The sequence below is a fragment of the Bdellovibrio sp. MYbb2 genome, from assembly GCF_056175685.1.
The window spans coordinates 532,614-552,582 of record NZ_JBJKJI010000003.1; the positions used below are offsets into that span (position 1 = coordinate 532,614).

At 49.0% G+C, this 19,969-nt stretch carries 22 protein-coding genes; 7 read left to right on the plus strand and 15 right to left on the minus strand.

The features are described 5' to 3' along the window. Entirely contained in the window at positions 1-408 is a 408-nt protein-coding gene (locus AC04MQ_RS16570; protein WP_475392617.1) for a serine protease spb1, read from the plus strand. On the opposite strand, the gene AC04MQ_RS16575 is transcribed toward AC04MQ_RS16570, so the two are convergent. Then, positions 405-728 (minus strand): KH domain-containing protein, encoded by a 324-nt coding sequence (locus AC04MQ_RS16575; RefSeq protein ID WP_475392618.1) that lies wholly within the window; start codon positions 726-728, stop codon positions 405-407. The two genes, AC04MQ_RS16570 and AC04MQ_RS16575, sit on opposite strands and share 4 nt — an antisense overlap. Positions 729-1,025: 297 nt before the next feature. On the opposite strand from AC04MQ_RS16575, the gene AC04MQ_RS16580 reads away from it, so the two are divergent. Further along, a complete protein-coding gene (locus AC04MQ_RS16580; RefSeq protein ID WP_015091355.1) occupies positions 1,026-1,589 on the plus strand; it encodes a HutD family protein in 564 nt (187 codons plus the stop codon). On the opposite strand, the gene AC04MQ_RS16585 is transcribed toward AC04MQ_RS16580, so the two are convergent. Genes AC04MQ_RS16585 through mbhE form a run of 7 tightly spaced genes read right to left on the minus strand, consistent with a single transcriptional unit; the run spans position 1,586 to position 8,375 of the window. Beyond that, a complete protein-coding gene (locus tag AC04MQ_RS16585) occupies positions 1,586-3,259 on the minus strand; it encodes a glycoside hydrolase family 13 protein (protein WP_475392619.1) in 1,674 nt (557 codons plus the stop codon). The genes AC04MQ_RS16580 and AC04MQ_RS16585 overlap by 4 nt on opposite strands. A 27-nt stretch (positions 3,260-3,286) precedes the next feature. Next, positions 3,287-3,616, minus strand: coding sequence for a cation:proton antiporter (locus AC04MQ_RS16590; protein ID WP_051026302.1), 330 nt, complete (start codon positions 3,614-3,616; stop codon positions 3,287-3,289). Beyond that, positions 3,613-3,870: an MrpF/PhaF family protein gene (locus tag AC04MQ_RS16595; RefSeq protein WP_041577715.1), complete on the minus strand. Its 258-nt coding sequence runs from the start codon at positions 3,868-3,870 to the stop codon at positions 3,613-3,615. Before AC04MQ_RS16595 ends, AC04MQ_RS16590 begins: the two co-directional genes overlap by 4 nt. After that, the gene (locus AC04MQ_RS16600) at positions 3,867-4,205 is read right to left on the minus strand and encodes a Na+/H+ antiporter subunit E (RefSeq protein WP_015091359.1); all 339 of its coding nucleotides are present in this window, start codon (positions 4,203-4,205) and stop codon (positions 3,867-3,869) included. The genes AC04MQ_RS16595 and AC04MQ_RS16600 overlap by 4 nt, the downstream gene beginning before the upstream one ends. Beyond that, positions 4,202-5,662: a complex I subunit 5 family protein gene (locus AC04MQ_RS16605; RefSeq protein ID WP_475392620.1), complete on the minus strand. Its 1,461-nt coding sequence runs from the start codon at positions 5,660-5,662 to the stop codon at positions 4,202-4,204. The genes AC04MQ_RS16600 and AC04MQ_RS16605 overlap by 4 nt, the downstream gene beginning before the upstream one ends. Further along, positions 5,659-5,955, minus strand: coding sequence for a sodium:proton antiporter (locus tag AC04MQ_RS16610; protein ID WP_041577717.1), 297 nt, complete (start codon positions 5,953-5,955; stop codon positions 5,659-5,661). Before AC04MQ_RS16610 ends, AC04MQ_RS16605 begins: the two co-directional genes overlap by 4 nt. Further along, a complete protein-coding gene (gene mbhE / locus AC04MQ_RS16615) occupies positions 5,952-8,375 on the minus strand; it encodes a hydrogen gas-evolving membrane-bound hydrogenase subunit E (RefSeq protein ID WP_475392621.1) in 2,424 nt (807 codons plus the stop codon). Before mbhE ends, AC04MQ_RS16610 begins: the two co-directional genes overlap by 4 nt. 391 nt (positions 8,376-8,766) lie before the next feature. On the opposite strand from mbhE, the gene AC04MQ_RS16620 reads away from it, so the two are divergent. After that, the gene (locus tag AC04MQ_RS16620) at positions 8,767-9,846 is read left to right on the plus strand and encodes a DUF3943 domain-containing protein (protein WP_015091364.1); all 1,080 of its coding nucleotides are present in this window, start codon (positions 8,767-8,769) and stop codon (positions 9,844-9,846) included. Here the strand turns inward: AC04MQ_RS16620 and AC04MQ_RS16625 are convergent. Further along, positions 9,843-10,199: an HAD-IA family hydrolase gene (locus tag AC04MQ_RS16625; RefSeq protein WP_080602387.1), complete on the minus strand. Its 357-nt coding sequence runs from the start codon at positions 10,197-10,199 to the stop codon at positions 9,843-9,845. The genes AC04MQ_RS16620 and AC04MQ_RS16625 overlap by 4 nt on opposite strands. Before the next feature lie 163 nt (positions 10,200-10,362). Between AC04MQ_RS16625 and AC04MQ_RS16630 the strand changes: the two genes are divergently transcribed. Continuing rightward, positions 10,363-10,935: a class I SAM-dependent methyltransferase gene (locus AC04MQ_RS16630; RefSeq protein WP_475392622.1), complete on the plus strand. Its 573-nt coding sequence runs from the start codon at positions 10,363-10,365 to the stop codon at positions 10,933-10,935. Here AC04MQ_RS16630 and AC04MQ_RS16635 read toward each other — a convergent pair. From AC04MQ_RS16635 to AC04MQ_RS16655, 5 genes are all read right to left on the minus strand, one after another. Continuing rightward, complete coding sequence (locus tag AC04MQ_RS16635) at positions 10,908-11,483, minus strand: cysteine hydrolase family protein (RefSeq protein ID WP_475392623.1); 576 nt, start codon at positions 11,481-11,483, stop codon at positions 10,908-10,910. The genes AC04MQ_RS16630 and AC04MQ_RS16635 overlap by 28 nt on opposite strands. A gap of 1 nt (position 11,484) precedes the next feature. Beyond that, positions 11,485-12,024, minus strand: a complete 540-nt coding sequence (locus AC04MQ_RS16640; protein WP_475392624.1) for a hemerythrin domain-containing protein — start codon at positions 12,022-12,024, stop codon at positions 11,485-11,487. A 13-nt stretch (positions 12,025-12,037) separates the two neighbouring features. After that, the gene (locus AC04MQ_RS16645; RefSeq protein ID WP_475392625.1) at positions 12,038-13,213 is read right to left on the minus strand and encodes a zinc-dependent alcohol dehydrogenase; all 1,176 of its coding nucleotides are present in this window, start codon (positions 13,211-13,213) and stop codon (positions 12,038-12,040) included. A 14-nt stretch (positions 13,214-13,227) separates the two neighbouring features. Beyond that, positions 13,228-13,821: an SRPBCC family protein gene (locus AC04MQ_RS16650; protein WP_015091370.1), complete on the minus strand. Its 594-nt coding sequence runs from the start codon at positions 13,819-13,821 to the stop codon at positions 13,228-13,230. 71 nt (positions 13,822-13,892) lie between these two features. Then, positions 13,893-14,045 carry a hypothetical protein gene (locus AC04MQ_RS16655; RefSeq protein WP_015091371.1) on the minus strand — a complete coding sequence of 51 codons (153 nt, stop codon included), beginning with the start codon at positions 14,043-14,045 and terminating at the stop codon, positions 13,893-13,895. A gap of 221 nt (positions 14,046-14,266) precedes the next feature. Here AC04MQ_RS16655 and AC04MQ_RS16660 point away from each other — a divergent pair, with 221 nt between their 5' ends. The 3 genes from AC04MQ_RS16660 to AC04MQ_RS16670 all read left to right on the plus strand — a co-directional run bounded on the left by AC04MQ_RS16660 (position 14,267) and on the right by AC04MQ_RS16670 (position 18,751). Further along, positions 14,267-17,875, plus strand: a complete 3,609-nt coding sequence (locus AC04MQ_RS16660) for a hemagglutinin (protein ID WP_475392626.1) — start codon at positions 14,267-14,269, stop codon at positions 17,873-17,875. Positions 17,876-17,956: 81 nt separating this feature from the next. Continuing rightward, entirely contained in the window at positions 17,957-18,382 is a 426-nt protein-coding gene (locus AC04MQ_RS16665) for a hypothetical protein (protein ID WP_475392627.1), read from the plus strand. A gap of 9 nt (positions 18,383-18,391) precedes the next feature. Further along, positions 18,392-18,751, plus strand: coding sequence for a hypothetical protein (locus AC04MQ_RS16670; protein WP_475392628.1), 360 nt, complete (start codon positions 18,392-18,394; stop codon positions 18,749-18,751). 2 nt (positions 18,752-18,753) lie between these two features. Here the strand turns inward: AC04MQ_RS16670 and AC04MQ_RS16675 are convergent, their stop codons facing one another. After that, entirely contained in the window at positions 18,754-19,851 is a 1,098-nt protein-coding gene (locus AC04MQ_RS16675) for a YaaC family protein (protein WP_475392629.1), read from the minus strand. Positions 19,852-19,969 lie beyond the last annotated feature (118 nt).

A 19,969-nucleotide genomic window follows, 5' to 3' on the forward strand; every position in this document is an offset into this window, starting at 1 on the left:
ATGTTTAAGAATTTCATGCTTGCTGCCGCACTGATGCTGGCATCTGTAACTGCTGCCGCCGAACAATCCGCAGACTGCCCGCTTTCTTTCCCTGGCAGTGAGCTGTGCGCGACTGTTGAATTTGCCCAGGCGCCAAATCAAAATGCAGATTCTCCGTTTGTTCTGAAAGTTTATGATCAGACCAGCACGGCTTCTGTGCCTGCGTTGGTGGATCCGGCTCAGCTGAAAGTGGATTTGTGGATGAACATGGGTCATCACGGCCACGGAACATCACCGGTAAAAATTGAAAAACAGGAAATGGGAACTTTCCTGATTTCTGAAGCTTACTTTGTGATGCCGGGTAAATGGCTGATCCGCGTTTGGATCAATGGTGAGAAAAGCGAAATGACAGTTGTGGTGAAGCCTTAGGCTTCAACCACAAAGTAAGGAATTTCCACGATGGCCCGGATGCCTTTTCGGGCCAATGTTGCCGAAAGAACCGCGCGAATGCCGCTGATGTTCTGGCCTTTGCAACCGATCACCTGCCCCAGGCACTTCTGATCGCATTCGACTTTATATACAGTCGTCTTGTCGCCCACCATATATGTTACAGAAACCGTGTCAGGATAATCGACCAGACCTCGGATCAAAGTCTCTAACAGGCTTCGTCCATTCTCTCGATCTTGGTCCTGGTTAGGGCTGATCTCAGGTCTTTTACGAATGACTTTGATCTCTTTAAGGCCAGACATTGTTTCACTCCAATTATATCAACAAGAAACATTTCGGTTTTGTAATAATCAAACTAAAGGGTGATTTGCCAAATGTAATTCAAATTCTTCAAGAACCCCACCAAGAGTTAGGCACTTTTTTTAGTTTTCTCAAAGCGACCCGCAGTTACCGAAAAATCCAAGGTTACTTAGTAGCAAATAGAATGGATCACGAAATTATTCTCGAGTTTTTTTCGCACTGTCCGAGCCAATCATTTTGTGTAATTTGAATTGCGAGATTTCTTGGACATCCGGAAAGAAGTTTTCTCTAATGGTGTCATGATTCAACTTCTGAAAAGCTCAAGCTATCAACGCATGCCTTGGAAAAACGGCCTTGGCGTCACCGACCAGATTGATCTGGCTGCGTCCGAAATCAAAAGCAGTCAGCCCTATGCGTGGCGACTCAGCTCGGCTCTGGTCGCAGCTTCCAATCCATTTTCAATCTTTGAGGGATACAACCGCCTGCTTAGCGTGGTCGAAGGCGATGGCCTGATCTTGAATCAAAACCCGCTTCTGCCGTTGCAGGTCTGCGAATTTTCCGGTGATGACCATACAGATTGCCAGCTGATCGGTTCGCCAGTCAGGGATCTTGGGTTGATCTTCAATCCCAAAACCCACCGTGCACGCATGCAGTTTCACACTCTGCCAAACGTGAGCGAATCGGTCTTTTCACTGCGTGAAGAAATTCAGTTTTTTTATGTGGTCCAAGGAAAGATGCGTATGGCGGGGCAAACCGCCGAAGCTCAAGACTGCTTCAAACTGACCCAGGAAACCCAGGTCAAAATCCAAAACACCGGAAGCGAGACCCTGGGGTATTACCAGATCTCGCTGTCCCACATTTAATTGATTTTATAGATTCGGCTTTCAAATGGACGAAGCTCTCCGCCTGTAATCTGATGGTGGTCAGCCACAGACTGATTCGCCATCAAAAGATTCGCGGAAGACAGGCTGATTCCCGGAAGATCAAACTTCGCAGACTTGCCCGTCATGTTGGCCATCACCAGCATTTTCTCTTTTCCGTCATTGCGGGTGTAAGCATAGATCTGATCATGCTTGCCCAGCACTTCTTCATAGATTCCATAAATGAACACCGGATGAGCTTTGCGCAGACTGATCAAATTGCGATAAAAATTCAGAACTGAATTTGGATCCTTGTCCTGAGCCGCCACGTTGATGCTCTTGTAATTCGGATTCACCTTCAACCACGGACGCCCTGTTGTGAAGCCACCTTGATCAGAAGAATCCCACTGCATTGGCGTTCTTGCATTGTCACGGGAAGCACTGGCAAGATCTGCGGTGATTTCCGCATCCGTTGCGCCCTGCTTGCGGCGAATGGTGAAAATATTTTTTGCAGAAACATCGTTAAAGTCCTCAGGCCCTGCAAAGACCGTATTGGTCATGCCGATTTCCTGCCCCTGATAAATGAACGGCGTCCCCTGCATCAGGAAATACATGGTCGCAATGGATGTCGTGCTTTCGCGCCAGAAATTCTGAATATCGCCCCATTTGGAAGTGATACGAGGCACATCGTGATTTTCCACGAACAAGGCATTCCAGCCCCGGCCTTCAAGGCCTTTTTGCCAGCGGCCCAGAACTGATTTCAGTTTTGCCAGATCCACGCGACGTTCCGGGTTTGCATCCCACAGGCCCACGTGCTCAAACTGAATGATCATGTTGAATTTCTTTTGAGCCGTGCCCACCCACTCTTCGGCATTTTCGGCGGACACCCCGTTGGCTTCCGCCACGGTCATGATGTCGTACTTGTTGAACGTGTTGGTGCAAAGGTCCTTCAGATATTCCTGAATGCCATTCACGTTCATGTGCTTGTCATAAGAAGGCACGTACTCAAGATTGTTCGGGTTGGGCATATCTGCAAGTCCCGGCTCTTTGCGGGCATGGCTGATGGCATCGACACGGAATCCATCAATGCCCTTGTCCAGCCACCAGTTGATCATGTCATAGACGGCTTTACGCATGTCCAGATTTTCCCAGTTCAGATCCGGCTGTTTGCTGGAAAAAATATGCATGAAGTACTGCTGGGTCAGATCATCAAACTTCCACGCAGATCCGCTGAAAATACTTTCCCAGTTGTTCGGTTCTTTACCATTTTTTCCATCACGCCAGATATACCAGTCGCGTTTGGAATTGTTTTTAGAGCTGCGGGATTCAATAAACCAAGGGTGCTCGTCACTTGTGTGATTCACAACCAGATCGATGATCAATTTCATGCCACGAGCGTGAGCCTGCTGCAAAAGCTGGTCAAAGTCATTCATGGTGCCGAATTCGTGATGAATATCCTGGTAATCGCTGATGTCGTAGCCGTTGTCGTCCTGCGGGGACTTATACATCGGGCAGATCCAGATGACATTGATGCCCAGATCTTTCAGGTAATCCAATTTGGAAATCAATCCCTGCAGATCCCCCATGCCGTCGCCATTGGAGTCCTTAAAACTGCGAGGATAAACCTGATATACGACTGCCTCTTTCCACCAATTCTTCTGAACTTCGGACACGACTCTGACCCCTTGTGAGTCTCGAATTTAAACTGACGGCTCATCGGACTGCAAATCATTTCTCTTCAGCTGCAATGGGATAATCCGGGCATTGCGCACCCGTACACGCCCCATCAGATAAGAAGATACCGGAATGCCCAGGAACAGCACCAAAGCCGCCAGCCCCAACAGCCCTCCCATATAGACATCGCCAAAATGCAAAGCCGCAGCTGCGCACAAAAGCACCACTCCCAGAGTTGACGACTTCGAAACCGCCGCCATTCGCGTCAGGGTGTCCGGAAACTTCACTCCGCCTATCGAGGCCAGCAAAATCAAAAGGCATCCCAACAATAACAACACCTGCACAACGACGCTCATGACAGATCCTTTTTACGTTCCAGCAAGAACACAAAGAATGTATTTGAAAGGAACGATAAAGGCGCCAGAACCAAAATCAAAGAAACTGCCTCTTCACTGTTGCTGAAAACCGCATACAACACGGCCGAGGCAATGGATACGTTGTTCAACAGATCAAACGTCATCACCCGATCCATCCAGTCAGGTCCCTTGATACAGCGATACATGGCCAGGATGGACGACAGCACCAAGGCTGCAATCATCACGTATATCATGACTTCACCTCCCCCAGAATCAAACGCAGCTTGTGTTCAAAGCGGGACTTTAAAATCTGCATGTCCTTATCAGCATCATCGGTGTGCAACAGGTGCACGTACAACAACCCCAAATCCAGGCGCACCCGAACCACCATGGATCCGGGGATCAGAAAGATAATCAACGACAGCCACCAGACGCCCCATTCACTTTTGATATCCAAAGGCAGCCGCACAATTGCCGGCTTCATAGAGCGATTGGGACGAAACACCCAGGAAACAACCTGCAGCACGGCCACACAAAAATCCCAGGCAAACTTCAACAGCACTTCCAGGGTCCAAATTAAACGCATCATCTTAAGCCCCCTTCCATCAGTTCCTGAGCCATTCTTTCTGTCAGACTCATCAAAAACTGAAAGCCCAGACCCACCGCTAAGATAAGCAAAGTCATCGCCAACAGGGGTACCACCAGCCAGCGCACCCGGCCCTGCCGGTCATTTTCTGGCAGTGAAGAAACTGCCGGTTTCCAGAACACACCATTCCAGATTTTTAACATCGACATCAAAGTCAAAAGGCTGACCGCCAAGGCCATAGCCACGGCCAGCCAGCGTTCCTCCACCAAGGCTGCTTGCAGGGTTAAAACCTTTGCCCAAAAACCCGAAAGTGGTGGCACACCAATGAGCGACAAGGCCGAGAAAGCAAATACCGCTCCTAACACGGGACGGGCCTTCCATAGTCCGCCGGATTCAGAAACGAAACTAGTGCCTGTGACTTTTTCCATCGCTGCGACAGAGAAAAACAAATTCGTCTTCACCAGCATGTGGTGAATCATATAAAACACACATGCCGCAATTCCCGCGGACGTTCCCAATGACAATCCCAAGACCATATAACCAACTTGCGAAGTACTGTGAAAAGCCAAAATACCTTTCATGTTGTCACGGGAAAGAGCCCCCAGCACACCCAGGATCATCGAAATCAAAGCCAGAACATACAAAAGCGGCAGCAGTCTTTCACTGCCTGGCAATGCCGCCACCGGCACCAAAATTCGCAACAGTGAATAGACGCCCACCTTGGTCAGAAAACCTGCGAAAACTCCCGCCACTGCAGTAAGCGTCACAGGGTAAGCCGCCGGCATCCAGAAAAAAAACGGAAACAGCGCGGACTTCACCGAAAAAGCCATCACCAGACAACACAGCCCGACAACGACCCCCAGGTTCTGGCCATAGGTGCGCTGGTACTGAATCAGATCCACGATATCAAGGCTGCCAGCGGTATTATAAATAAAAGCAATGCCGATCAAAAAAGCCACAGATGAAAGAATACTTAAGACAGCGTATTTGTAAGCCCCGGTCACCGAGGTGCGGTAACGACTCATCGCCACCAGGAAAAAAGATGACGCCAGCATCACCTCATACCACACATACAAATTAAAAAGGTCCCCGGTGGAAAAGGCCCCAAAGACCCCCATCATCATGAAATGAAACAGACTGTAATACCCGCGCAGTTCCCACTGCCGATTTAAAAGTGCCTGCATGGACATATTCCCACATAACGCCACCAGTGAACTTCCAACCAGCATCACCCCTGCCAACAAGCCCACAGAAAATGAAATACCAAAAGGAGCCTGCCAGTTACCGATCTGCATTGTTTGAATGCCACCTTCTTCGACCCGCAAGAACAAATGCACTGACGCCGCCAGGGCCGCAACCGATCCCGCCAAAGACACACACCGTAGCAAAATGGAATTCTTGCGACACAGATATGTCAGTATCGCCGTCACAAAACTGATCAGAACCGGAGCCACAATCATTCAGAATCCTCCGGCAAAAAATCCGCATCGCGGGATTTCGAATACTTAAGCCCCTGACTGGCCAGAACCAACAGAACCGCCGTCATGCCAAGACCAATCACGATCGCCGTCAGAATCAGAGCCTGACTTAAGTGATCATCCCCTTGCGATCCGCCACTTTTTAAAATCAGCAAATTCACCGCATGGCCCAATACGCTCAAGCCCAGAATCAAAGTCAGCCAGTCCCTGGAAAGGATCAACCACACCCCTGCCGAAAAAAGCATGGCAATACTGAGTGAGAGGAAATCAATCATACGTCCCTCCTCAAAAAGGCGAAAAACAAACTTGTTCCCATACCCAGCACTAGCAGATAAACGCCCACATCAAACAACAAGGGAGTTCCCAGAAATGCCAAAGATCCGGGCAGCCACACCGCCGTCAAAAAAGGCTTTCCTAAAAACAGCGGCGCCAAGCCCGCAGCAAGGGCCACCAACAGTCCGGCACAGATCCAGCTGACGGGTTTCATCACCAGCACCTTGCGGGCCCACTCCTCGCCAAATACCAGACCATAAAATGTGAACGAGATCGCCAGCACCAGGCCCGCGATAAATCCTCCGCCCGGAGTGTTGTGACCCCGCAAAAGAATAATCAAAGAAATCAGAGTGAATAACGGCGCCATCACCCGCACGGAGGTGTGTAAAATACTGGACGGTCGCAAAGTCAAATTCAGTCTGCGTCGTCGCAACAGCATAAAGTGAACACCCATGCCGACAATTCCCAACACCGTGATTTCACCCAAAGTATCCATCGCCCGGAAGTCGACCAGAATCACATTGACGACATTTTGCCCCTTCCCCAATGGCAGGGCATTATCCCGATAAAAATCCGCCACTCGGGAAGAAAGCTTGCCGTCAGCCATGACACCGCACAAAAGCAAAGCGCCGACAAAAGCCCCTGCCGTCACCACCCCACGCACACTTCGGTACAAAATGCTAAAGCCCGACGGATTCGGCCGTAGAAAAACCAATGACAACGTCAAGACCACAACAGAAAGTGTTTCCACCGCCATCTGAGTCATGGCCAGATCCGTGGCGCCCACGCTGAGGTAAAACAGACTGATCGCAATGCCGACGACTCCCAAACCCACCACTTTCAAAAGTGGCTTCACACTGATCAGTATCGGAATCAAGCCCAGGACGACCAGCACAAACGGAATGATCTGAAAAAGAACCAACTCGTCCGTTTTCAGCGATGGCGCATATTCCTGCAAAGGCAAAACCCATGGCAGTATCAGGCAGGGCACCATCAGCATCCACAGAATATAAAAACTCAAGCGCCCGCTTTGCAGGCGATCCATGATTTTTTTAGCGAGAGTCCCCATATAACCCACGCGTGGTGAAGGTTTGTACAAGCCCTTCAGCCACACGGCGGCCTTGGTGACGACACCGGCATAACGGGCGGCAAGAACTGTTCCCAGTCCAAAAGAAATCAGACTCAGAATCAACGCAAGATTCACCCCGGTCCACATTTCAAGATTCACGTCCACATCACGAAGCACGATGGCTGACACCACGGGGTTTAAAAAATACTTATTGATATCTGCCAGGAAAAACCCGGCCATCCAGCCACCCGTGGCCAACAACAACGGTGGCCCCCACATGCTGACATGGACTTCATGCAGAATCTGACGGTCTTCCTGCCGCGCAAAGATCACCACAATCAGACGATAACCCACGACGATGGACATGATACTGGCCCCAAGTAATGCCAGTACCAGAAACGACCCGGGAAACTTTAAAGCCAGTGCGGATTTGAACAGATATTCTTTACTTAAAAAACCCATGCTGAATGGAAGACCCATCATCGATCCCAGCGCCATCAACAATGCCAACGACGTCAGCGGCATACGACGATAAAGACCCGATACATGATCCAGACTGCGCCCGCCCATTTGTTTGTCGATGTTTCCCACACACATGAACAGACTGGCCTTGTAAAAAGAATGCGCCAGAATGTAAGAAAAGAACGCCTTCCAGGAATAAGCCTCATGCAATCCCACGAGCATGCACATCCCCCCCAGTGAGCTGACAGTGGTCCATGCGAACAATTGTTTCAGGTCGGTCTTGGTCAAGGAAACAATCATACCCCAGATCAGGGTTGCAGCTCCAACAAACCCCAGCGTCATCAGCCAATCCAGATTTTTATCAAATAGAGGGCTGAATCTTGCCAGTAAGAACACGCCGAGCTTTACCATCGTGGCTGAATGCAGATAGCAGCTGGCAGGTGTGGGCGCCACCATGGCTCCGGGCAGCCAAAAGTGAAAGGGAAATTGTGCCGACTTGATCATGGCAGCAATCATGATCATCAGCATGCTCAGCTGACTGTGCTGATATTCGGTGTGGCCATATAAAATTTCAAGCAACGAGTTGCTTCCCGAAGCTTGTGACAGCATCAACAAAGCCAGAAGCAGACAAAGCCCGCCTGCGACATTTAAAACCAGCGCCTGCTTGGCTCCTTTACGAACATCAGGATCGGTGAATTTAAATCCGATCAGCAAAAATGAACACAGTCCCGTGGCTTCCCAAAAGCCATAGAATACAAAAATATTATCAGCCCAAAGAACCCCGAGCATGCAGCCGGTGAATGCAAAAAACAGCGGAAAGAATCTGCGCCGTTCCAAGGTCTTAAAATAAGTACCGGCATACACACAGACACACACACCGATCCCCGTCACAATGCAGGCAAAAAAGTCTGACAACCCGTCACGGGGAAAAGGCCAGGACTGTTCGATGAAGGGTTTTAAGCTTTCCCCAAAGGCTCCCAGATACGGCAAGACAAACAGCACTCGCCATATGGCCGCCGGTAGCCGCAAACACAATGAAGCAGTCAGTGCTAAAAGGAAAAACAAAATCACCCAGTACATCAGCATCAGCACCTCTTTTGTTTACCTTCTAAAGTGTTCCTAAGATTGGGGATTCAAACAACTTTGAATGAAATCTTCGGGATAAAATCAAAGGCACTTTCACAGGTCCCCATAGGACCCGATGGCCCTCGTTTTGCTTTGCAGTATTCTTGAACTTTTCCGTCTCTGGAAGTGAGGTCTTATGCACGCTCTAATGCGATATATGGCATTTGGGCTGGCCCTGTTGCAATTGCAAGGCGCCAGCGCCAGCAATTTTCGTAACCCTGCCAGCAATTTAACACCAGAGCCGTTCTATCAATCCGCCCCAGCGGCCAAAGATCCAGTGGCAGAACTCATTGAGAATCCTTATCACAAGTATTTTACCAAAGCCGATATCGAACGAATCAGCCAGCAAATGCGTGAAGAAGAACGTCGCAAACAACGCTTGATCAAAGGGCAGCTGATCATGGTCGACACTCGTGACCAGGACGCTTGCCTGAAAATTCAGGATCAGCTGATCAGCAATAGACAATTTAAAGCCGTGAATGACGTCAAAGGCCTTTGTGTGCAGGACAACACTAAACCAATCGCCAGTGTGATGGTGTTGCGCGAATCCGACGAAATCGAATGGCAGCGTGAAGTGGATATCAGCGGCCTGACTTCAGATCAATCCAACCTTTACACCAGCACACGCAACGTGGCCTTGGGTGCCGTGGGTGTTGCGGGCTTGCTGTACATGATGCCTGAAAGCGTGACTAAATGGGACAAAGAGAAAATGAAAAACCTGGGCAAGAACTGGCAGGAAAATGTCAAAGAAGGCCCGGTGATGGACAAGGATGACTGGGCAATCAATTATATCGGCCACCCCTATTCCGGCGCTATCTACTATCAGGTGGCACGTCATGCGGGCGTGGGTCCGATGGGATCTTTTGGTTATTCCGTGCTGATGTCGACGTTCTTCTGGGAATATGGTGTGGAAGCCTTTGCTGAAAAGCCGTCTCTTCAGGATCTTTTCATCACACCGATCATTGGATCCATCATGGGTGAACTGTTCTATCGTGCAGAAATGAAGATTCAGAGTAATGGCGGGAAAGTCCTGGGCTCCAAGAAGCTGGGCTCGGTGCTGATTGTTCTGATGAACCCGATGGGGGCCTTCAGTGACCAAATGAACAAGCTCTTTGGCAGCAAGGTTATCAAAAGTGCCAGTGCACGTTGGGTCATGCGACGCCACACCAATTCCGGCGGTCACCCCTCCGTTGAGCGCGCGCCCATCTGGGGCTTGGAACTGGAATTTAAATTCTAATTTGAAAACTGCCGCTGAAGGATTTCCAAAGTGGCAGGCACTGAATTTACGGAATGAAATGATCTGAATCCCAATTTTTCCGCAGCATCCACATTAGCCTGACTGTCGTCGATAAAGACAATCTTTGACGGCGACAATCCCACTTCGTCCGCCGCCGCCAGATAAATCTCGGAATCTGGTTTTCGATGTCCCAACTCGAAACTGGTCAGAATCCGGTCAAATCTTTTCAAAACCGGAAACTGCTTCATGATGTACTCATAATGTGGAAGATTGGTGTTGGAAAGAGCGTACAGCGGACAATACCGACCATATTTGGTCTTGTCGGGCTTTATCCAAAATACCGAGCGCTTCAACTGTCTTTCGCCAGTTAATTTCTAATATGATTCCACCAATATCCAAAAAAATCGCCTGTGCCGTCATACAATGACGATACCACATTTTTATCGAAAATGAATATTCACAGGGTTTCAGATGACGTTTTGACAGCTTTCCCGAAAACATCTCAGATTAAAAGGTGTGGAACCAAACTTCGAATCCCCTCAGTCAGACCTGCCGCAAAGCCCCCATGAAAACCTGCTTGAAGCGGATGCGGCTGCATTTCCCTCATTCTGGCAGAATCTGCAAAATCAAAATGTACTTTTGGTGGGCTGGGGTCATGGCCGTCTGGCTGAAAGCCTGATTCAGGCAGGCAACACTCTGACCTGCATTGAAACCTCTTTGGATTTAATTTCCAAAGCCCGGGACTTTACAGAGTCCCATCACATGGAAATGATTCATGGGGACTTCCTGAACTTTCCGGATTTCAGTGCTCAGCAATTTTCCGCAGTGGTGACCAGTCTGGTTGCAGAACCAATCAAGGATCTTACCCATTTATTCCAGCAAGCAGTGACGGTACTGGGGGATGAAGGAGTATTCTATCTGTCTGAAGTCCATCCCGAGTCAGCTCCCCCCGCCAATCACATTCACGACGAAGAAGCCATTACCGTGGCGGCCACGCAGGCTGGCCTTGATCTGCAGCGCACTGAAATCAAATACAGCACGAAAGACTTGAAAGCTCTGATTCAAATGTGGGAGTTTCGCACCTCGTGAGACGCCGAAATACTGACATCCAGAACAGTCTTCATCTGCGTTAAGGCGCCGACGTTTTCTTTTTTGGTATTCGAAGCCACACAGTCCTGCGGAATCCAAACTTTAAAGTCCCGCATGTGGGCATCGTTCGCCGTAAATAAAACACAGATATTGCCCGCGACGCCGGTGATGATCAGTTTCTGCACCCCGAGCTCTTTTAAAAGCACATCCAAATTGGTATTAAAGAACCCGGAATGCCGGGGCTTCAGGATAAAAAAGTCATCATCTGCGGGATGCAGAATTTCTGCAATATCCTTTCCCAGACAGTCCGACTGTGTACATAGATTGAACACCTCTTTCCAGTCCGATCGCCACTGCCCGAAGTTGTCGTTTAAATAGATAACCGGAATTCGATGCTTGCGCAGACGAACTTTCAGCTTCTGAATCTTTTTTGCCACGGGCAAAGCCAGTCGCGCCAGGTCCGCCCCTTGAGGAAAATCAAAGGTGTTAATCATATCGATAATCAAAAGAGCGACCCGGCGACGCGAAAGGACCTCATTGGGCTTCATCTCAGTGTTTTGGCTTGTCCAGGTCTGACTCGTGTGCGGCATCCGTCCCGCCTTGTTCGAGCAACTTGGTTTTAAGCATCAAAAACTGCTGACCCATGGCCAATCGCTCCGCGGGCTCGGAATTCTTTTTAAAGTCCGGCAGCAGCTCGGATTCTTCCTCTTCGATGTGGTGCTCGACCAACTCAGCCAGGACTTTCACACGCGCCGACCACAGGTCCTCATCATCCGTGCGCATGATCTCTTCCACCAACTGATCTGCGAGCTGATGTTCGACGTCCCCTTCAAATCCTTCTTCACGCAGTTCTTCGTTGTTTTTCATATAGGTATAAAGAACCTGTTCTTCAGGTTTTGCATGGGTCACCAGCAATGGTGCAAATTCGGCGAAAGCCTCTTCCCGTTCGGAAGAATCCTTATCGGTGTTCTTCAAAATTGTGATCAGTTTTTTCAAGGGACGATGATCTTCCAGAATAAGGTTCACGATATCAGCATTAGCCATGCTTTTGGTTTCAGATTTTTGTTGTTGCACGTTGTTTCCAGGCATCTTGTCCCCCTTTTTAGTGCATTTTAATTACGACTTTGCGGTACTCGTCTTTTTTGTCGTTGAAATTCTTGTAGGCCTCCGGTCCCTCGGTAATGTCAATCCGATGACTGATGATTTGGGCAGGATCCATACGGCCTGCCAGAATCAGCTCCAGCAAAGGCTTCATATACTTTTGGGTGTGCGTCTGACCCATGTTAAACTTCAAGCCTTTTCCGAAGGCTGCGCCAAAAGGAATTTTGTCCAGCATTCCTCCGTACACACCGGGAATGGAAACCGTGCCCGCCTTACGGCAGGCCTGTATAGCCTGGCGAAGAGCATCGGGCCTGTCGGTGGCAAGCATCACTGATGTCTTGGCCCGGTCGATCATCGCCGTTACGGTCTGACCATGGGCCTCAAGCCCCACCGCATCGATGCAGGAATCCGGCCCCACTCCACCGGTCAGATAACGAAGTTCATCCAGTATCCCATCACCAGTTTCATCAAAGTTAATGCACTCTGCCCCAGCTTGCGCTGCCAGCTGCAACCGGCTGTCAAAGTGGTCGATGGCAATGACCCGTTCAGCACCCAGCAAAAAAGCACTGCGAATAGCCAGTTGCCCCACCGGGCCGGCGCCCCAAACTGCAACGGTGTCACCACGCTTGATGTTGGCATTTTCTGCCGCCATCCATCCAGTCGGAAGAATGTCACTTAGAAACAGAACCTTTTCATCATCGATGCCCGGCGGAATGACGATGACGTTTGTTTCAGCATAAGGCACGCGCAGGTATTCTGCCTGGCCCCCGGCATAGCCACCATACATATGAGAATATCCATACAATCCCGCGCCACTGGTGCCATAGGCCGCATCCGCCAAATGCGCATTGGGATTTGAATTGTCGCAGGCGGAATATTCTTCATGTTCACAGTGATGGCATTTCCCGCAGCCAATATCAAAAGCCACGACCACTTTATCGCCGACCTTCAATCTTTTGATGGCCGGGCCGATTTCCACAATTTCGCCCATGTTTTCATGGCCCAGAATATCGCCCTTCTTCATAGTCGGAATATAGCCATTATATAAATGCAGATCTGAACCACAGATAGCGGCCGTGGTAATTTTGATAATAATGTCATCGGGACGCAGAATCTGCGGGTTTCGCACGTCCCTCACTTTAACACTATGTTTGCCTTCCCAGGTCAATGCTCTCATGACAGATCCTTTCCCTAATGTATCCAGTTGTCGCTTTCATCCTCGTCCCGTCCACTGGGTTGCCCCTGAGTGGTGGGCACATGCCCGGTTTCAATAAATGCCTTCAGGCGGTAAAGATTCTTCTTTGAGGTCATCATGGCGTCTTTGCCAAAAAGCCTTTCGATTTTGCCTCCGACTTCGCCCGCCAAATTGTCATAGGCAACAAGCATCCGGACCATGGTTCCCCTGCTGGCAGAGGCATTTTCTAAAAATATTCCCACCTGATAGTCAAATCCGGCAGATGTTTCGGTTTTCCAAATCAAGGTGAAGGCACCTTCATCGTCTTCAAGCTGCATAGGCACTCGCACGGGCTGATCAATTCCTGCCTCATTAAAATACCAATCAGCTTGATTGGGGCCATTAATCTGAACCCGCCCCAGATGTTCAAAAAACGATGGCAAATTTTCCAGGTTTCTTAAAAGTGCATAAACTTCTGCAGGATTCTTTTTGTTGATGGTCAAAGAAAAAGGCCGGTGTCCCAGACCATCTTCGGGAAAGTATTTTTCAAAAAGGCGAAGCTCCGCTTTCTTGGACCTTACTGGGACACTTTTTTCAAATTCCTTTTCCATAACGGCCTCCGTTAAGTTCTAAATGACAAGCCCGAAACAAGTCCGGGCCTGACACTCGGTAAGTTCATAACCTATTCTTCATCCGTTTCACTCTCATCACGGGAACGAGAGGAACTGGTAGAACTGCGGCCCGTCTGTTTTCCAGAACGGCTGGAGCTTTTACCAGATGACGTGGAAGAACGGCTTTGTTTGCCAGAGCGAGTTGAGCTTTTTGTGCCTTTCATAGCGGCCTCCTTTTTCGTCTGAGTGTAGACGCCAACCCTAGAATGTCTCTAAATTGCGCCTTCATTTCTGAGATTTAAAAAAACGTCTGTACGACATGTTCAGCGCCACTGTCCTTAGTGTGTCTCACCTTGAAACAAAACTGGACCCTGCGGAACACTAATGTTCAGTTTCCCTAAGGATAGTTCTTAAAAATCAGAGCTTGGGACCGATAAGAACTAAGATGTTTAAAGGCACGTATTTCCTGAAGAAACTATCATATTTAAGACCGACCTCCCTGCAGGTCGGCTTCTTATTTTTTGCCATGATTCTTTCAGCATGTACGGCCGAACTTGAGATTTCTGACATCCAATCGTCAACGCCGCTTTTCACGCAAAAACCCACGGCATTTTCGTCAGCCACTTCACCGACGTTCCACTTCAAAGCCGCCAACAGTGTGATCAAGTCCTACAAATGCTCTTTGGATCAGAGTGAATGGTACGACTGCACCAGTCCGCACACCCTAAGTGGTTTGGTACACGGTGCACACGAATTCAAAGTGCACTCCTTTGACACAAAAAACGCCCTTGCCGGAGAATCATCCTTCCAATGGATTGTCGACACGGATCTGCCAACTTTGAACGTTACACAAACGCCGGCGCCTCTGAACAATTCAAACACCGGGGTCTTTAACTTCGCAGCCACGGATGCAACCTCCCCGATTGCGGGTTATCAGTGCAAGCACACCAGCGTCAGCCAGCCAAGCGGAAGCTATGAAACCTGCAGTCCGTTGGTACCATTGGTGGGTCTCATTGAAGATGTTCACACTTATGCGATCAAAGCCGTGGATGAAGCCGGCAACCTGTCAGCGGAATACACTTACACGTGGACCGTGGATCTGACCGCACCCGAAGTGCAGATCACTGCGAAACCTGCGACGGCAACAACCAGCCCTTCGGCCACTTTCAATTTTACCAACACAGAAACCGGTGGAGCTGTATTTGATGGCTACGAGTGCAAGATCGACGCTGACGACTATGCTGTCTGCGTAACAGGTCAGACATATGCCTCTTTGTCCCAAGGGGCTCATAGCTTCTCTATCCGCGCCAAAGACACGGCCGGAAATATCAGCACTCCGCTGACTTACAACTGGATCGTGGACTCGGGCACGGTGACCTTGTCATCCTTCACCATTGCCAACAACGCGACGACCATTGGCCTTGCCTATACTACAACACAAATGACCGCGACATCCGCCTTTGCTGCGATCACCAGCATGAGGTTTTCAGAGCTGGCTGACTTCTCGGATACCACGTGGGTACCCTATTCCGCCGCTGGCACCACCACTTTAAAAAATCCCGGCGGCTTTAAAACAATTCATGCCCAGGTCAGAAATGCCGCAGGAACGGTCAGCAACACTTTGACTAACACCGTGACCTTGGATCTGGGAAATCCCCCGTTGGTGTACCTGACGTCCCCGGCGGGTGGTCAAACTTATGCACCAGGTGCGACGATGAACATCGAGTGGTCCTGCAGCCCGGGTGCCGGCCCTGTTCCGCTGGCGACAAACCCGATCAGTTTGATCCAGTACACGGTGGATGACGGCATCAGCTTTCACACCATTTCCACCCATCGTCCAAACAACTTAAGTGCGACTACAGGCAACATCTCATGGGTGGTGCCTTCGCTGACTCCGACCAATCAGACGATCAGCACTACAACGCCATTAAAGATTCTGATCTCGTGTGTATCAGATGCCGGCGTTGTCACCAGTGCAATTTCTAATGCGGTAAATTCACAATGGACTGTCCTGATCGGTGAACCCGGAAACTTAAGCACAGGTGTGCACATGAACGCGGCGGATCTGACTGCCAACGCCACGACGGGGATGTATGGCTTCTTTGCTGATTCCCTGAATCGCATCTATTATACAAAATTCAACAGCATTTCCACTGTCAACTCGGAAACAGGTTTGGTTTCAACCTGGATGGGCGAACCGTTCAATCCGTCCTGTGACCTGGCTAACGGAAAATTCGAAAGCCCGATGATTATAGATATCAACGAAGCTGATGAAATGCTGGTGTTAAGCCTGCCGTGCTCGCAACTGGCGCGTATCCGCATTTCCGATAAAACAGTTCTGTGGAACAAATCACTTCCCGCAATCAATATCATCAGTAACGTTCTGAACAAAGAACAGGCCTCCAGCATAAGATACGTAAAAACAGGTCACCTGTTCTATTTCTCCAATGAAGCCTTCTGGATGGTGGACGTCAATTCTGCCGGAAAAAATCCGGTGCTGGTCATGGGAACACCGGGCACTTGCGGGACAATGGGGGCTGTGGACACGATGGCGGATGCTTCTCCGATTCCGTGTCCAACCTCGGATCTTTACCTGACTCTGGTCAGACCTGATCTGAACAAGATCTGGATTCATATCAACGGAGCCGCTTTCGAACTGCAAAAACAAGCTGCTTACGGAAAATACAAGATCGCTCAGGTAGGCATGACCACAGGCACTTGGGGCACTTTCTATAATCGCTGCACCCAGGTCGCAGGGCTGCCAGGCAAACTTTACTGTCTTCGCGCTCAATATGAAGGCAATAAGCTTGCGTACTTCGATCTCGACACCGAAACCTGGTCCGCCACCTTCAATCTGGACAAACACTACAAAAACATGTCGACCATCTTCTATATGGGATCGGCCAAAGACTTTATTTATGCCTTCTCAACCACCACGAACGAACTTTTCAAAGTCGTGGATGACAATGGGACATTCACCAACTTCGCGGTTGCGGGTGTTCCATTCTTCACCTTCGGAAATGGCACGGATCCGTCCAAAGCGGCGTTTACACAGATTTCAAGCATCGCCTATGAACCCGCTTCGCAGTATCTTTACGTCCGTGGTCCGCGCCACCTAAGACGATTGCACGTCGACACCTCGGTGCCAGGCTCTGAAGCAATTGATCACATTGCCACTGGCTATCACGGCACTGCAGGCAACAGCTCGGCCTATGGTTCATTAACTATTTTAGGAACCGGCATTGCCGCGTTCTCGCAAATTGCGGGCACCCCTGCCAATCTGTGGAGCTCTTACAACATGAGCACCTGGGATGCCAGCACATTGGAATACAACCTGACGGTGGGACCTTCTTACTATCAGGCGACGTCTGCCGCCAGCGCGTACCCGGCCGTGAATGTCGGCGAGTTCAACACCACGAACACCGGCTATAATCTGCATTCTTATCGCAAGATTGCGGCGTTCCTTCCGAATAACAAGCTGTATTTCTATGGTTCCTCGGGCTTACTGGATGATGCCGACCTTTGGATTTTTGAATCCGACAAAGACACCGGAAAAATCAAACCCGTGGTTGGCGGGGCTGGTGCACCCGCCTATGTGGCTACGGATCATGGTCAAAATGCCTGGGGATCTTACTTAAGTGATATCTCGGGTCTGCAAAGCAACGCCGATGGTGATTTGTTGATTTTTGACGGATGGAGACTGCGCAAAGTGACTGTTGCCACTGAATCCGGCAGTCCTAAAATCTATGACATCACGAACTTTGCGACATTGCCGAATAAGCCCACGATTGCATCTTGGACCCACGCCGTTCACGACAATGCCACGGGCTGGAGCTATTTCGTTGCGCAAACCGAAGGCTCCACGCAGGGGCAGGTATGGGCCGCTCATCTTGACGTCGGCTTTGTGCAGATCCCTACGGCTGGCTGGGTGTTACCTGCGCGTTTGTCGGTCTTCCGCCCGATCACCCTGCAGATCACTCCGCTGGGATTGCTGCTGCTGGATACCACTAAAAAGCGAATTCTTAAAACGGCGCTGTTCCCGGCACCACTGTAATCCCCGTGTCTCAATTTAATAAGACCGCCAGAAAACATAAAATAATTTAGTAATCATCCGATAAGAACATGCGGAGGATTTATGGAGCAGAAGCGCAAGACACCCACCCTGTTCTGGCCGGAAATCAATGACCGCATCGATGCCGAAGCTCTTGTAAAGCGTGCCGTGGGGATTTGTGTCTTTATCGCCGCCATGAGCATCACCTTAAGTCTTCTGTACAAATACCAAATCATCGACATCCCCATGGCCAAGGACGCCTGGGGCAGCGCTTTGATTTACGGGGTGTTGGCGTACTTCATCTCGGAACATTCAAAAACAGCCGGATGGATGGCCCTGATCGTCTATCTGGGAGATCGCATATACACCATCAAGCACACCGGCGTTGGCGGCATCGCCATCGCGGTGATTTTCACCTGCAGCTTTATCGCCTGCATCCGCGCGCTGAATTACTTAAAAAAGAATCCGACCAACAAACCCGAGCAAGAAAACATCCCCAAAGCGAGCTAAAGGACATTCATGCAAACCACCGAAGTCACCCTTGAAAAAGCCATTAAAATTCTATGCAGCTGGTCCTGGCGAATGATGGTGCTGATGTTGCCGGTGATGGTCATCACGGGCGTATTGATGTTCTTAATTATGCCCACCCCAGAACCCGGTGCCACGCCGGAAGAAATCCAAAAGAACATGCCGTTTGTGCCGTTCTTTATCATGTGGTTCCTGATGATGTTCGGGGGAATCCTGGCCCACGCAGTTTCAATTCAGTGGCTGATGAAAACACGCTGGTCGGATTTTCATTTGGTAGCCGTTAAAACAAACACAAGCAACAAAGGAAAAAATCAACTCACTTCATACAATAATAGTAGCAGTGATCTCTAGACCTAACCCTTCAAAAGATAAACAGAGTCCGAAAGCTCTGACATTGTTAGTAGAGACATTCTATACATAGATGTCTTTAAAAAACTATCAACTAATATCGACAACTCACTACTCCTTTCAATTTCTGCCATCCATTTATCTGGAAAGTATCTCGCCAAATTACTAAGAATAAACAAACCGACATAAATACTTCCAAATTCATTCAATGCAAACTTCGGACTAAAGAAGACTTCCCCAATTTGCTCTTGAATCGCATCTGGCAAATAAATTCCGATTTTCTCATCTTTCTTCTGCTTAACTAAGATCTGATATCCTCCATTTCTATACTCATAAATATCAACACAACTAACGCGTTTTATATCAAAATGAAAATCAGCCATTAAGCTCTCAAAGGATTTAGTTTGACCAGGGTGAACAATAATTCTCGTGTTAAAATCGCCACGCTCATTGCTTTCCTCTATGACTCTACCCCGAACAAGAGTGCACTTTAAATCGTAATGCTTAAAATCATTGTCTAGCCATGGCAAGTGAGATATGCATTCAAAAAAAGAAATTCCAGCCTTAGGAAATTCTGGCAAAGTTCCATCTGGAAAGAAGCTGATCTCTTGAGAGGTTGTACTAGTTCCATTTGCACTTGAATACTTGGTCTCAACTGCTATATGTGCATAAGTTGCGGACCTTCTCCATAGCTCAAAAGTGCCACTTCGTCCCGAAGAATTTTCCATAGGACTTGCCCTTAATACATTTAGTGCGTCTTGTAGATTAAGAGTGCTTGATAGATTTTGTGAAAAAATAAGACCATGATGTTTATGCGTATCCCTTGCAACATCGAGACTGCTGTTTCCAGTCTGTTTAAATAGCACCTCCGCCAAAGCAAGACACATGCATGAATAATACAGAAGAACCGGTCTCGTCGCCAAAGAAACAAAGTCAGAAGCACGACGATATTCTTGCGCCTGCTGAATACAATACCTTATTTGTTCTGCTTGCTTTTTAGCGTTCGGCTTGTGCCGCATACCTAATTGATGTTTTTCAATGATTCGCCGATTAACAAAGGGCACACTTTTATACACATCTAACCACGACCAAGCTAGGTTCAAATCTCGCTCTGAAATCAAATTTATTTTAGATCTATAACTAGTGGAGTGAACCCCGATTTTTTGGACACAGTTAAAAGTTCACGGACTCCTTGTACTCGACTGGGCTCTTCATGCCAAG

Bases quoted from the DNA above. Each gene is read 5' to 3' on its own strand.
- AC04MQ_RS16570 (WP_475392617.1), top strand. From the start codon at position 1: ATGTTTAAGAATTTCATGCTTGCTGCCGCACTGATGCTGGCATCTGTA.
- AC04MQ_RS16575 (WP_475392618.1), bottom strand. From the start codon at position 728: ATGTCTGGCCTTAAAGAGATCAAAGTCATTCGTAAAAGACCTGAGATC.
- AC04MQ_RS16580 (WP_015091355.1), top strand. From the start codon at position 1,026: ATGATTCAACTTCTGAAAAGCTCAAGCTATCAACGCATGCCTTGGAAA.
- AC04MQ_RS16590 (WP_051026302.1), bottom strand. From the start codon at position 3,616: ATGAGCGTCGTTGTGCAGGTGTTGTTATTGTTGGGATGCCTTTTGATT.
- AC04MQ_RS16595 (WP_041577715.1), bottom strand. From the start codon at position 3,870: ATGATATACGTGATGATTGCAGCCTTGGTGCTGTCGTCCATCCTGGCC.
- AC04MQ_RS16600 (WP_015091359.1), bottom strand. From the start codon at position 4,205: ATGATGCGTTTAATTTGGACCCTGGAAGTGCTGTTGAAGTTTGCCTGG.
- AC04MQ_RS16605 (WP_475392620.1), bottom strand. From the start codon at position 5,662: ATGATTGTGGCTCCGGTTCTGATCAGTTTTGTGACGGCGATACTGACA.
- AC04MQ_RS16610 (WP_041577717.1), bottom strand. From the start codon at position 5,955: ATGATTGATTTCCTCTCACTCAGTATTGCCATGCTTTTTTCGGCAGGG.
- AC04MQ_RS16620 (WP_015091364.1), top strand. From the start codon at position 8,767: ATGGCATTTGGGCTGGCCCTGTTGCAATTGCAAGGCGCCAGCGCCAGC.
- AC04MQ_RS16635 (WP_475392623.1), bottom strand. From the start codon at position 11,483: ATGAAGCCCAATGAGGTCCTTTCGCGTCGCCGGGTCGCTCTTTTGATT.
- AC04MQ_RS16640 (WP_475392624.1), bottom strand. From the start codon at position 12,024: ATGCCTGGAAACAACGTGCAACAACAAAAATCTGAAACCAAAAGCATG.
- AC04MQ_RS16645 (WP_475392625.1), bottom strand. From the start codon at position 13,213: ATGAGAGCATTGACCTGGGAAGGCAAACATAGTGTTAAAGTGAGGGAC.
- AC04MQ_RS16650 (WP_015091370.1), bottom strand. From the start codon at position 13,821: ATGGAAAAGGAATTTGAAAAAAGTGTCCCAGTAAGGTCCAAGAAAGCG.
- AC04MQ_RS16655 (WP_015091371.1), bottom strand. From the start codon at position 14,045: ATGAAAGGCACAAAAAGCTCAACTCGCTCTGGCAAACAAAGCCGTTCT.
- AC04MQ_RS16660 (WP_475392626.1), top strand. From the start codon at position 14,267: ATGTTTAAAGGCACGTATTTCCTGAAGAAACTATCATATTTAAGACCG.
- AC04MQ_RS16665 (WP_475392627.1), top strand. From the start codon at position 17,957: ATGGAGCAGAAGCGCAAGACACCCACCCTGTTCTGGCCGGAAATCAAT.
- AC04MQ_RS16670 (WP_475392628.1), top strand. From the start codon at position 18,392: ATGCAAACCACCGAAGTCACCCTTGAAAAAGCCATTAAAATTCTATGC.